Genomic DNA, 12778 nt, shown 5'->3' with positions numbered 1-12778 from the left:
AACATCGACGCATCAGCTGAGCGAGTAACGCGTTTCGGCCAAGCGGTACAGCCGGCGCCAGAAGGATCGGTTGAGGCCCACGACAAAGATGCACATCACCATGTTGCCGACCAGCATGCGTCCGAAGTTGCCGTGCTGCGTCGACTGAGCGATGTAGGCACCGAGGCCGGTGGCGGTCAGCGTCGTCTTGCCGTAGGTCACGACCTCGGCGACGATCGACGCATTCCACGCACCACCGGCAGCCGTGATCGCACCGGTCACCCACGCCGCAAAGATCGACGGCAGGATCACCGACCGCCACCGCTGCGCCCGGCTCAGCCGTAGGTTCGTCGCGGCCTCCCGCAGATCGTTCGGTATGGCGGAGGCGCCCGCGATCACGTTGAACAGGATGTACCACTGCGCACCCAGCGCCATCAACACGATGCCGCCGATGTTGATGCTGATGCCGGTGTTGATCAGCACCAGCGTGAAGATCGGGAACAGGAAGTTCGCCGGAAAGCTGGCCAGCACCTGCACCACCGGCTGCGCGAGCCTGTTGACCTTGGGGTTCATCCCGATCCAGACACCGATCGGCACCCACACGACCGTCGCGAAGACCAGCAGCACCAGCACCCGCGCGAAGGTCACCAGTCCGAGCACGAAGGTGTGTGGGAACTGACCAAGACCGGCGGTGCGGTTGATGTAGAGCAGCATCTCGGTCAGGCCCCAGCAGATCAGCCCGATCACGACGACGGCATACACGACGTCGATCGCCCGGCGACGACCCGCCTTCACCTGCAGCGGGTGCTCGGCCAGCCCGAAGACCCGGGTGCCCGCCTCCAGCGCCCGCGTCACCGGACGCACCGCCGACAGCGCCAACTGGGGCACCCGCGACCGGCGCAGCAGATCCAGCGTCAGACTGCGCGGCGCCTGCGCCGACTCGGAGTCCTCGATGCGGAAGCGCTCGGCCCAGGCCGTCAGCGGACGCCAGAACACGACGTTGACCCCGATGATCATCACGATCATCACACCGATCGCGAGGAAGACCCGCCCGAGCTGCTGACGCTCGGCCGCGACGCCCACGTAACTGCCGATGCCGGGCACGACATACGTCTTGTTGTTGACGCTGATCGCCTCGGACGCGGTGAGGAAGAACCAGCCGCCGCCGAAGCTCATCATGCCGTTCCAGACGAGCGGGATCATGCCGCTGGGAACATCCAGCTGCCAGAAGCGCTGCCACTTGGTGAGCCGCAAAAGCCTTGCGGCCTCATCGAGTTCGCGTGGCTGCGTCACCAGCGACTGGTAGAACGCGAAGGTCATGTTCCAGGCCTGGGAGGTGAAGACCGCGAAGATCGCGGCGCACTCCACGCCCAGCATGCTGTGCGGAAACAGTGTCAGCCAGATGGTGATCGTGACCGACAGGAAGCTCAGGACCGGCACCGACTGCAGGATGTCCAGCAACGGCAGCATGACCTTCTCGGCACGCCGGTTGCGGGCCGCCAGGGTGGCGAAACCGAAGGTGAAGACCACCGAGAAGAACAACGCCACGAACATCCGGAACAACGACCGCAGTGCGTAATACGGCAGTTCGGAGGGAGCAGTCGAGATCGTCGAGGTGATCTGGTGGCCGTGGATCGGCTCGGTCACACCCTGCGAGATCTTGATCAGCAACCAGAAGATGACGGCCACCGCGGCGAGCACGATCACGTCGGCGATCATGGTGGTGCGCGAGCGGGTCGGCGCAGTGGAGTTGCCCGCGAACGGGCGCAGGAGCATGGACATCGCGGGGGCCTCCTTCAAGGCACGCGTGGGACGGTTCTGCCCTGCCGCGTGACGAGGAGGTCGGTGCGGAGGTCAGCCGATGGGGAAGATGAACCGGAAGCGGGGACTATGACCGTCGCTACTCATGGCGACGCCCCCTTTCGGATCGGCTGACCAGCACCTGATCGGTGCCGCAACACACCGTAGCGGACGTTTAAGCACTTGCGCAAATGAGATAGCGCTGTGCACACTGGATTGATCATGCCACTCGCTCGCAACCCGCGCCCAGCATCCGTCACTGATGCCCAATTACAAGCTGCTGCAGCGACATTCGACCTTCTGTCGGTGCCGAGTCGACTGCATCTGGTGTGGATTCTCGCTGGCGGCGAGTATGACGTCAGCACTCTCGCGGAACTCACCGATGCCTCTGTTCCGGCGACGAGCCAACACTTGTCGAAACTGCGCGCCGCAGGCGTGGTCAGCTCTCGACGCCATGGGCGACGGCAGCTGTACCAAGTCGACGACCCGCACGTGCAGTCGATCCTGCGACGCATCTTCAGTCACATCGCCGTCGACGGGACGCTCACGCCGGACCCGAAGAAGCCGCGGCCGCCGCGGCGCCCGCGCTTCGCGCCCATCGCGTGATCACCCGGCATGCGCGTGTTGATCTCCTGAGTGCCCATCCGCTCACGTCCGTCTGCTGAGCCGCCAACTTCGCGCGCACAGTTCACCGACTCATCGAGAACGCCGGATGTCCCTGGGATGATCCCAGGGTGAAGCTCACCGAAACGACCGCCGCGCACCTGACCGCTCATCTGACCGAGGCTCAGCGCACGAGCCGGGTCGCGTCGACGACGGCAGGGGTGTTGCGCGGTGGCGAACTCGTCTGGTCCGCAGCAGCTGGGCACATCGACGGCCATCCGGACGGCGAAAAGGCAACAACCGCAACGCAGTACCGCATCGGGTCGATCTCCAAGTCGTTCACCGCAGTGCTGGTCATGCAACTGGTCGCCGATGGCCTGGTCGACCTCGACGACCCGGTTGACCGGCATCTGCCCGAGCTCGGCCCGGCACTGGCGCCGGCGCGGGTGGGTGAACTGCTCAACCACGGCTCGGGCCTGTATGCCGAAACCCTCGGCGACTGGTGGGAACGCAGCGCCGGACGGTCCTGGGAGGAACTTCTGCCGAGCATCCGCCGTGCGCACCGCCCGGGAGCGCGATTTCATTACAGCAACGTGGGATTCGCGGTGGCCGGCCGCCTTGTCACCGAGGTGCTCGGCACCGGGCGCAGCCGCGGCTGGTGGGGCGTCATACAGGACAGGATCCTGACGCCGCTCGGAATGCGTGCCACGACATACAGCCCGACGGCGAACGCAGCGCCCGGGCTCGCGATCCACCCGCACGCCGATCTGCTGCACGACGAGCCCGCGACCGACACCGGCGCCATGGCACCCGCCGGCCAGCTGTGGTCGACGATCGGCGACCTGTCGGTCTTCGCGCGATTCCTCACGTATGGCGATCCGGCTGTGCTGCCCGACGACCTGCGCACCGCGATGCACATACCGTCGCTGATCTGCGACGTGCCAGGTGAATCCTGGTCGCGCGCCTACGGACTCGGCCTCGACGTCGTCAACCGCGGTGGCACCAGGTATGTCGGCCACGGTGGTTCGATGCCGGGTTTCCAGTCCGTCCTCCGGATCGACCCGTCGACCGGTGACGGCGTCATACTGCTCGTCAACGACACAGCCGGGATCGACCTCGATGCGATCGGCTTACTGGAGGCATCCCTCGCGCTGGAGCCGAAGGTTGCCCAGCCGTGGCAGGTTTCCTCAGAGCTCGACAGCGGCTCGCACGCGCACGACCTGCTACCCCTGACCGGCACGTGGTACTGGGGCACGCGCGCCCATCTGCTCACGGTCGGTCCGGGCGACACCCTGCGCCTCGAGCCGGTGCACGACGGGCGAGGATCTCGGTTCGAGCCAACCGGTCCTGAGGAGTGGCGTGGCCTGGACGACTACTTCGCCGGCGAGATCCTGGCCGTTCGACGCGCTGCAGACGGCGCTCCATACCTGGACCTGGCGAGTTTCCGACTGACACGCACGCCGTACGATCCGGAGGCAGACATACCAGGCGGGGTCGGGCGCGGTTGGACTCCGTCGGCCGACGCGCGAACCCGAGGATGAGGCACCACCCGTGGACCACTGGCTGACGACGATCCCACCGTTCGCGGTCTATCTGCTGGCCGGGCTCGTGGTCGGAGTCGAGAGCCTCGGTATACCGGTGCCCGGCGAGATCGTGCTGGTCGCTGCGGCTGTGATGTCCGCCAAGCACGAGCTGTCGATCAGCCCGCACGGCATCGCGATCGCCGCTGTCCTCGGAGCCGTCATCGGCGACACGATCGGCTACACCGTCGGACGCCGTTATGGCGAAAAGCTTTTCGAGTTCCTCGGGCGGCGCTTCCCCAAACATGTCAACGACGATGTCATCGCGTATGCCGAGCACGTGTTCGCGCGCTACGGCATCTTCGCGGTCTTCTTCGGTCGCTTCGTGGCGCTGCTGCGCATCTTCGCCGGACCCTTGTCGGGATCGTTGAAGATGCACTACCCGCGATTTCTGGCCGCCAATCTCGCGGGCGCCATCTGCTGGGCCGGCGGCACGACCTACCTCGTGTATTACCTCGGCCGCGCTGCCGAGACCTACCTGAGCCGGTTCTCGTATGTCGCCCTCGCAGTGGCCGTCGTAGCGGGGTTGGTGGCCTCCACGATGCTGCGCCGCCGCATGGAGCAGAACGTGCAGCGCTACGCCGATCAACGACGCGCCTACGAGGCATCCGAACCGCAGGACTGACCGCGGCATCTCAAGCGCTATGCCGCACATGTGCGATCCAGATGCCGATCCGTCGGCGTCACCCCCGTGCCCGACCGCCGGCGCGACCCCCGTGCACGAACACCGGCGCGGTTCGGGTGCCTCTCACGGCTCAGCAGGGATCCACACTGCGGTCCGGATCAGGCCGTCGTGCATCGACCACCGCACCTGCGCCCGACCGGTCGGCCAGTCCGGGTGTGCCGTCAGAACGTCGACGTCCGCGGTGCCGTCACCGAGAGTCACGCGAGCCTGCTGGAAGTCCAGCCACGTGCGTGTCAGCGGCCACCACGCCTTGAACAACGCTTCTTTCACGGTGAAAACCACTGTGCTGAGAGCACTTTCGGCATACTGCCGCTCGTTTGTCCGCAGGATCACCTCGACCGCATCCAACGGCAACGGGCGGGCCGGCTCGGCATCGACACCCACCGCCACGACGTCGCGTCTTCGCGCGACGACCGCACTGCGCAGACCGGTGCAGTGAGTGATCGAACCAACGACGTCTGGCGGCCACACGGGAGCGCGGTCATCCCCGACCGGCACGGCCTGATGCGCCGCCGCTGGATCGAGATCGCCAAGTGCACGACGTGCGCACCATCGCCCCGTCGCAAACTCCGCTCGCCGCGCCGCCTGCGCACTCGTCGTCACCACGGACTCGAACTCCGGCAGAGCAGCCGGGATGTCGCCGGAGGTCTCACAGACCGCGAACGACGTCGGCAACAGCATCCGCATCGACATCACCGACTCACAAGAGCCGGCGCTGCATCGCCCATGAGGTCAGCTCGTGACGGGAGGACAACTGCAGCTTCCGCAACACCGAAGACACATGTGTCTCAACAGTTTTGATCGAGATGAACAGCTCCTTGGCGACTTCCTTGTACTGATACCCGCGCGCGATCAACCGCATGACCTCACGCTCTCGCGCGGAGAGCCGGTCGAGTTCCTCATCGATCTCGGCGATCTCGCCGGCCGTCGCGCCGAACGCATCAAGAACAAAGCCGGCGAGCCGCGGGCTGAAGACGGCGTCCCCCTCGGCCACCCGGTGGATCGCGGTCACCAGGTCGGTCGGAGAGATGGTCTTGGTGACATAGCCGCGAGCGCCTGCCCGGATCACCGAGATCACGTCGTCGGCCGCGTCCGAGACCGACAACGCCAGGAAACGCACCGGTGCGTCGCCCTGGTTGGTCACACCGGCACAACCGGTCACGACATCCGAACCACCGTTGCCGTTCCCGCCAGGCAGATGCACATCCAGCAGCACCACGTCAGGTCGTTCGGCGCGGATCACCGCAATCGCCGTGTCGACGTCAGCAGCCTCGCCCACCACGCAGACGCTGTCGTCGAGTTCTGCCTTCACACCCGATCGGAACATCCGGTGGTCGTCGACCAGCACCACACGCGCCGTCATACTGAATCCTTCGTGTTTGCAGGAGCATCCGGGTCTTCGTCAATGTGTTTAGCCGTGCCCGGCTCATCGGGAGATGTCGGTGTCACGATCTCATCGTCCAACCGTAGGCAGACCTCTGTGCCGTCCTCACGGCGGCGCACCTGCGCCGCGCCCCCATGCCGTCGCATTCGTCCGACGATCGACTCTCTGACCCCGAGTCGGTCCTCGGCAACGGCGTCCAGATCGAAACCTTCGCCATGATCACGTACGAACGCCTCGACCGTTCGCGACCCGACCTCCAGATAGACCGACACCGGCGGTGCGCCGTGCCGCACCGCATTCGCGAGCGCCTCGCGCAACGCCCGCACCAACGCCATTCCGGCGTCGTCGATCGGCCGGTCACCACTGACCACCAGATCGACCGGTATGCCGTGCAGGTCCTCGATCTCGTGCGTCACCTCGGCGACCGCTGTGGCGAGGGTCGCCGCCGCAGGTGTGCTGTCGGTGTAGAGCCAGGTGCGCAGCTCTCGCTCCTGCGCCCGGGCGAGCAGTTGCACGGCGTGCGGGTCGCTCGCGCGCCGCTGGATCAAGGCCAGCGTCTGCAGCACCGAATCGTGCAGATGCGCTGCGATGTCGGCCTTTTCGGTCGCGCGGATGCGCTCGGTCTGCTCCTGCCGGAGCGAGTCGAACAACCTGGTGATGAACGGCGCTGCGACGAATCCCGCGCCGACGAGCACGACCACGACCGAGATCGCGGTGTCGCGCAGGCTCGACAGGCTGCGTCCCTGCGTGATCAGCAGCACCAGCCCCACCACCGCGAGCAGCACTCCGAAACCGATCCGCAACAGGCTCTGCCGGCCTTCCGCCTCCGCGCCGATCCACTGTCTGCGCTCGGCACGATCCAGTCGCGACCAGACCAGCAGCACACCGGCCGCAATCACCAGCAACGGCAACGCGATCGACAAATGGCCGGTGGCGGTCAACACTTTGCCGGCAGACACCCCGCCGATCACGAGCACCACCAACCCGATCGGCACAAAGCGGCGTGCCGGCATCGGCGGTCGCTGCGCGGGATCGGTGCACCCGTCCGCCGCTTTCGGCATCGTCAACCACAAGAAGGCATAGACCGGCAGCCCGAAACCGAGCAACGCACTCACCGCGCTGAGTACCCGCAAGGCCCCGAGCGGTATCCCCAGATGCGCACTGACCCCGGCACAGACCCCCGCGACGACCCGCCCCTCCGCGGGCCGCACCAGCGGAGGCCGCAGTCGCTGCGCTGACTGCGTGCCAGGTGTCGTGTGTGGCGCGCGCGACTGCACCGACGACGGCGACGGGGATCGCGGCGACTGTGCTGCGTCATACGGCTGGTTCACGATGTCAGTCTGACCCACCGCAGGCCCTTCGACACCACATCCGGCCGACGACCCGGGGCCGCTCAGGGCCGGTTCAGGGTCGACCCGCATGGCAGACGTGGCCCGCCTGCCGCAGGCTGAGTTGTATGACGCAGCAGACTCATCAGGGAGCACCCGCGGCCGGGCCGCAGGCCCGCGACGCGCTGGGACGGTTGTTCGCCGCCTGCCGCAACGCACCGGTCGTCCGGCAGCATGATGGCCGCTGGTGCGCCGGTGTCTGTGCCGGTGCCGCCAGACGGTGGGACGTCGATCCGCTCATTGTGCGGGCAGGCTTCGTGCTGGCGACATTCATGTTCGGGTTGGGAATTCCGGTCTATCTGCTCGCCTGGTGCCTGTTGCCGGACGAGAGCGGCAGCATCGTCGCCGAACGCGCCGTCCGTCGCGGCGATGCCGGCGCCGTCCTGTTGACGGTGATCAGTGCGATCGTGGTCTTCAGCGGCTTCGGATTCTTCTGGAGCGGCGGCTGGGGCTGGAGCTTCGGCGGACCGGTGATCGGCATCGTTCTCCTCGCCTGGATCATCGTGGCGTGGAGCGGAAGCGGCCCCGGTGCGCGCCACTCCGGGGAGTCCCCGGAGCAATGGCTGTCACGCCTGACTCGCCAGGTCCAGCACGCCTTCGGTGCAGGCAGCGCGACCGCCATGCACGCAGAGCCCGGCGGTGACGGCCCTGTCGATCTCACCGTCGACCTGCGCAAGAGCGACCGGAACAACACCGCACCGGACACACTGCACGCCGGCCCTCAGCACACGGGCAGGTATGCCGCAGGCGCTCCCGTCCCCGGCTCCCCCGATGCGTCCGCACCTCCCGTCGAACGCGTGTGGCTGCCACCGCGCCCGCGTCGCGCGACGCTGAACCCGTTGCTGTCACTGGCGATCGCCGGCGTGGCGATGGTGACCGGCGCCTGCAGCGCCTTGATTCTCACCACAGCCGGACGCAGCGGCAGTGCTTTGCAGGTGGGGCTGGGAGCGGGAATCGCCGTCGCGGCGGTCGGGCTGATCCTCGGGGGATTGGCCGGCCGCCGCGGGGGTGGGCTGGCGTCGGCGACGAGAGTCGCGGCAGTGCTCGCGGTCGCGAGCCTCGCGCTGCCGACGAACTTGCCCTGGACCGGCCCGATCGGTGACCAGCACTGGCAACCGACGTCCGTGGCAGCCGGACAGCAGCGACTGTTCGCCATGCGTGTCGGCCAGGGGACACTTGACCTGCGTGATCTGAAAACCGCTGCACTTGAATCTGATTCGACGATCACCGCCCGGGTCAACATCGGTCAGCTGGTGATCATCCCGCCGATCGGAGCTCGCCTGGTCGTGCACAGCACGGTCGACGCCGGCTCGATCGACCCCACCGGTGCCACCGATTCCCGCGGGGTCAACGGCAACCGCAACAGCGTCGACAACGACCAGTCCGGCCTCCGGCTGAATCAGACCACGACGATCGGCAGCGGCACCGACACCATCACCGTCGATGCGCGGGTGGGCATCGGCCAGATCAGCATCGGAGACCCGCGATGAGCCACTCCACCGGCTGGGACCAGTCTCCGACCTCGGGCACGGACGGGCGACCGCAACCGGTCACCGCTCCCGCAGCACCTGCCGGCCCGAGCGTCGCGACTGTGGTCCACGGCCTGATCCTGCTGGTCATCGCGGTCGCGATCCTCGTCGGATTCCTCGCGCCCCACCCCGACTGGGCCATTCTGGCGCCGGTGCTGGCCGCCGGGCTCGGCCTCACCCTTGTCGCGGTAGCCGGTGCCACTGCCGTTCTGCGCCGCCGCTCGCGTCGCCACCCGTTCCGCGAGATGTCAAGAGCGGTCGGAACCAGTGCCGAGCGCTGACAAATGACGACATCTCGTGGCACCGAACCGCGCCACTTCAGCCCTCGTGACCGTCAGCCCCCACCCCTCCCGCGCGACGTAGGGTGATCGCGCGGCGATACTCCGCCTCTGCGAGTTCGACCACCGCCGGCCACGACTGGACGGGGCGTTCGGTGCGATTGAGATCCGCCATACGTGCTCGTAGGTCCTGGTCCAGCGCCACTCGGGCGATCGCGGCGGCCAGACCCGCATCGTCATCCGCGAGGAGGCCGTTCTGACCGTCGACGACGAACGACGCGACGCCGCTGCGGCGCGGAGCGACCACCGGCAGCCCGACCGAGCGAGCCTCCAGGGCCGCAATCCCGAAGGCCTCCAATCGTGCCGGCGCCACATAGACATCGGCGCTTCGATAGCGCTCGCGCAACTGCTCCCGGCTCAACCGGCCCGGCAACGAGCACCAGTCGCCCGCACCCGTCGCCTCCAACCGCCCCCGCAACGGCCCCTCCCCCAAGATCTCGAGCTGTATGTCGACCGCTCCCGCCACGATCTCGCGCGCCTCGCGTACCGCCTGCACCAACTCAAGCGGCCTCTTGCGCGCGGCCAGGCGCATCGCCGACGCCACTCGCACGCCATTCCCAGGCTGCGCGTTCTCGCCCTGGGCGGCTCCACCGTTCCGCACCGAGCGCGGCGACCAGTAGTCCACGTCGATACCGTTCGGCAGAATCGCCACTGGTGCAGCCGACAGTCGCCGGATCGGCTCGGCGGCGACGGCAGACACGGCCGACAGGGCCGCACCGCGACGCGCCCACCGCCGGACGTACCCCGCCAGCCCCACCACCGGTTCTGCGCGAGCAGTCACGCAGTGCCACGTCACGGCCGTCGGCACACCCAGCCCGAGACTGACCCGGACGGCATCCATCGCGAACGGGCTCAGCACACCCATGTGCGCGTGCGCGACATCGAAACCGCTGTCCCGCAACAGTTTTCGCAACGGTCGCACCGCCAGCGGATCTACCAGCAGATCACCGGGCAACTCGCGCCGCAGCCCCAGCCGATGCACCCGCACCCCATCGACCGGATCGGCCGGCCCCGGGGTGATCGTGCACACCTCCACCTCATGCCCAGCGGTGGTCAGCCGGCGTGCGAGATCGTGCACCTGCACCTCGATCCCGCCCAGGCGCGGCAGGTAACAATCCGAAAGCAGGGCCACCTTCACAGGTTTCAGGGTGCCATGCGCGAGGATGGGGCCGATGTCCCACACACTGGTGAGCTTTCACGCTCATCCCGACGACGAAGCGCTGCTGACGGCCGGCACCCTGGCGAAGGCCGCGGCAGCAGGCCACCGTGTCGTCATCGTGGTGGCGACCGACGGCGCTCTTGGCCTGACATCCGAGGAATACCGCAGCGATCTGGGCGAGCGCCGGCTCGCGGAATTGCAGCGCAGTGCCGCAGCGCTGGGTGTCGCGCGCGTCATACATCTCGGGTATGCCGACTCCGGCATGGTCGGCGAGATCGCGGCGGATCCACCGGGCAGCGTGCGCTTCGTGCGCGCCGGTACCGGGGAGGCAGCCCAGCGGCTGGCGCAGATTCTGCGCGAGGAGAATGCCGACGTGCTCATGTCGTATGACGTAGCCGGCGGCTACGGCCACCGCGATCATGTGAAGGTTCACGAGGTGGGCGCCGAGGCAGCGCGCATTGCCGGGACGCCGCGGGTGATCGAGGCGACGGTTCCCCGTGAGCTGCTGGTGCGAGCGATCCGCTTCGTGGCGCGCTTCTACACCTTCCCCAGCGACTTCGACATGGGCGTCTACGAGCGGTCGTTCACGCCGCGGGCGCAGATCACGCACCGCATCGACGTACGGCACCAGATCAGCGCCAAGAAGGCCGCGATGCGCGCGCACGCCTCACAGGCGGCAGCCGACGGCGCCGACCGCACGCTCGGGGTCTTCGTGCGAATCCCGCGGCCGGTCTATGACTGGGTGTTCGGCCGCGAGTGGTTCCGCGACCCGGCACACTCCGGCCCGGTCAGCGATGACATCTTCGCGGGGTTGGCATGACAGAACGACCCACCGGCGTGGCCGAGGACGGCGAGGGCGCCGACATCGGCGATGACGACGACGAGATGACCACGCCGTCGATGCCGATGCTGACCTGGCGGATGGGGCTTCAGGCGTTCTTCGGCTTCGCCCTCGCGATCCTGCTGATCGCCGTCGGCCTTCCGTTCATGACCAACACCACCTGGAAGGCCATCGGCCACCACCTCAACCTGGTCGGCCCGCGCGCGTCGTTCGAGATGTTCGGCATCATGCTGCTCGGGCTCGCGGCATACACGTTCACGTTGACCGCGGCGATCCCCGGCCTGAGCCACGTCAAGGCATCGATCATCAACGTGTCCGGGTCCGCCGTGAGCAACATCCTGCCCGGTGGTGGAGCCGTCGGTATGGCGTCGACCTATCTCATGCTGCGCTCGTGGGGGTTCAAGCGGCGCAACATCTCGACCGGCCTGATCGTGAGTGGTCTCTGGAACGTCCTGGCCCGAATCGCCTTGCCACTGATAGGGATTGCGGCAGTTTCGTCACAGACCGAGGCGATGCCGACCATCGTCCGGCGCGCCGTCTGGTGGGGCGGGGTGACCGGTCTGCTGCTGCTCATCGCGTTCGCGTTCATTCTCACCAGTCCGCGGTGGACTGCCTGGCTCGGCGATCAGGTCGACTCACGCTTCGGTCATCTGCTCGCGCGGCTACGCCGTGGCGAGGCCAAGGGCCAACCGATCGGCATCAAGCACCTCATGCTCGACCAGCGTGCTCGTATCTCGACCGTCACCAAGCACGGCTGGTTCGGTATGACGTTCGGTGTCGCCGGCCAGCTGGGCATCTGGTTCATCCTGTTTTGGCGAGCGATGGCGGCGGTGCACGTCGACCTGCCGATCGCGGAACTGTTTGCGGCATACGCCATCGGACGTTTGATGACGGCGATCCCGATCACGCCCGGCGGTCTCGGCTTCACCGAACTCGCAGTCGTCGGCGTGCTGGTCGCGTGGGGTGCGAATTCCGCCGCCGCACTCGCAGGAGCGCTCATCTTCGCGCTGTTCACGCATGTGGCCGAGATTCCGCTCGGAGCCGTCGGGTGGCTCGCCTGGCTGACGTCGCCCAAGGTCAGTCTGACCAGCAAGCCTCTACCTTCGTAGAACCACGTCACCAGCGCGCGACTGCCGTCATAGTCGCCGATTCGGCACTTGCAGCCGCATCACCTCCCCCACCATAAGTCGCCGATTCGGCACTTCCGGCTGCATCACCCGCCACACCGGCCTATATAGCCCCAGGCGTCACACACAACTCGCCGATCCGGCGACTTCTGGCGCATCACGCACCCCTCCCCCACCACAAGTCGCCGATTCGGCACTTCCGGCTGCATCACCCGCCACACCAGCCCATGTAGCCCCACCCGTCACAAACAACTCGCCGATCCGGCGAATCGTCCGGCGACGGTCTCCGAGCAGCATCGTCTCCGCCGAAGAACCTGGTACATCAGCCACCAGATGTCGCCAATTGCCGGATCCCGCCACCTCGC

General features: G+C 67.3%; 12 protein-coding genes. 7 read left to right on the top strand and 5 right to left on the bottom strand.

Going from position 1 to position 12778, the window contains the following annotated elements; genetic code table 11:
- Positions 1 to 12: 12 nt before the first annotated feature.
- Positions 13 to 1761: an ABC transporter permease gene (locus tag BKA23_RS03510; protein ID WP_246104432.1), complete on the bottom strand. Its 1749-nt coding sequence runs from the start codon at positions 1759 to 1761 to the stop codon at positions 13 to 15.
- 240 nt (positions 1762 to 2001) lie between these two features.
- Between BKA23_RS03510 and BKA23_RS03505 the strand changes: the two genes are divergently transcribed.
- The 3 genes from BKA23_RS03505 to BKA23_RS03495 all read left to right on the top strand — a co-directional run bounded on the left by BKA23_RS03505 (position 2002) and on the right by BKA23_RS03495 (position 4587).
- Positions 2002 to 2385 (top strand): ArsR/SmtB family transcription factor, encoded by a 384-nt coding sequence (locus BKA23_RS03505; protein WP_145225521.1) that lies wholly within the window; start codon positions 2002 to 2004, stop codon positions 2383 to 2385.
- A 128-nt stretch (positions 2386 to 2513) separates the two neighbouring features.
- Positions 2514 to 3923: a serine hydrolase domain-containing protein gene (locus tag BKA23_RS03500; protein WP_170226354.1), complete on the top strand. Its 1410-nt coding sequence runs from the start codon at positions 2514 to 2516 to the stop codon at positions 3921 to 3923.
- A gap of 10 nt (positions 3924 to 3933) precedes the next feature.
- Positions 3934 to 4587, top strand: coding sequence for a DedA family protein (locus tag BKA23_RS03495; protein ID WP_145225517.1), 654 nt, complete (start codon positions 3934 to 3936; stop codon positions 4585 to 4587).
- A gap of 123 nt (positions 4588 to 4710) precedes the next feature.
- Here the strand turns inward: BKA23_RS03495 and BKA23_RS03490 are convergent, their stop codons facing one another.
- Genes BKA23_RS03490 through BKA23_RS03480 form a run of 3 tightly spaced genes read right to left on the bottom strand, consistent with a single transcriptional unit; the run spans position 4711 to position 7380 of the window.
- Positions 4711 to 5334 carry a 4'-phosphopantetheinyl transferase family protein gene (locus BKA23_RS03490; RefSeq protein WP_170226353.1) on the bottom strand — a complete coding sequence of 208 codons (624 nt, stop codon included), beginning with the start codon at positions 5332 to 5334 and terminating at the stop codon, positions 4711 to 4713.
- Between the two features lie 13 nt (positions 5335 to 5347).
- Entirely contained in the window at positions 5348 to 6010 is a 663-nt protein-coding gene (locus BKA23_RS03485) for a LuxR C-terminal-related transcriptional regulator (protein ID WP_145225513.1), read from the bottom strand.
- On the bottom strand, positions 6007 to 7380 hold the full coding sequence (locus BKA23_RS03480) for an ATP-binding protein (protein WP_246104431.1): 1374 nt from the start codon (positions 7378 to 7380) through the stop codon (positions 6007 to 6009). Before BKA23_RS03480 ends, BKA23_RS03485 begins: the two co-directional genes overlap by 4 nt.
- Before the next feature lie 107 nt (positions 7381 to 7487).
- Between BKA23_RS03480 and BKA23_RS03475 the strand changes: the two genes are divergently transcribed.
- The gene (locus tag BKA23_RS03475; RefSeq protein WP_145225509.1) at positions 7488 to 8909 is read left to right on the top strand and encodes a PspC domain-containing protein; all 1422 of its coding nucleotides are present in this window, start codon (positions 7488 to 7490) and stop codon (positions 8907 to 8909) included.
- Positions 8906 to 9229, top strand: coding sequence for a hypothetical protein (locus BKA23_RS03470; RefSeq protein ID WP_145225507.1), 324 nt, complete (start codon positions 8906 to 8908; stop codon positions 9227 to 9229). Before BKA23_RS03475 ends, BKA23_RS03470 begins: the two co-directional genes overlap by 4 nt.
- 37 nt (positions 9230 to 9266) lie before the next feature.
- Here BKA23_RS03470 and BKA23_RS03465 read toward each other — a convergent pair whose 3' ends face one another.
- Positions 9267 to 10424 (bottom strand): glycosyltransferase family 4 protein, encoded by a 1158-nt coding sequence (locus tag BKA23_RS03465; RefSeq protein ID WP_145225505.1) that lies wholly within the window; start codon positions 10422 to 10424, stop codon positions 9267 to 9269.
- Between the two features lie 34 nt (positions 10425 to 10458).
- Here BKA23_RS03465 and BKA23_RS03460 point away from each other — a divergent pair, with 34 nt between their 5' ends.
- Positions 10459 to 11265, top strand: coding sequence for a PIG-L deacetylase family protein (locus BKA23_RS03460; protein ID WP_246104430.1), 807 nt, complete (start codon positions 10459 to 10461; stop codon positions 11263 to 11265).
- Positions 11262 to 12395, top strand: a complete 1134-nt coding sequence (locus BKA23_RS03455; RefSeq protein WP_246104429.1) for a lysylphosphatidylglycerol synthase transmembrane domain-containing protein — start codon at positions 11262 to 11264, stop codon at positions 12393 to 12395. The genes BKA23_RS03460 and BKA23_RS03455 overlap by 4 nt, the downstream gene beginning before the upstream one ends.
- Positions 12396 to 12778: the final 383 nt, after the last annotated feature.

The sequence above is a fragment of the Rudaeicoccus suwonensis genome (genome assembly GCF_007829035.1).
In the GTDB taxonomy this organism is placed as follows: domain Bacteria; phylum Actinomycetota; class Actinomycetes; order Actinomycetales; family Dermatophilaceae; genus Rudaeicoccus; species Rudaeicoccus suwonensis.
The sequence above is the reverse complement of the archived record's forward strand: the minus strand, read 5'-3'. Positions and strand labels throughout refer to the sequence as shown.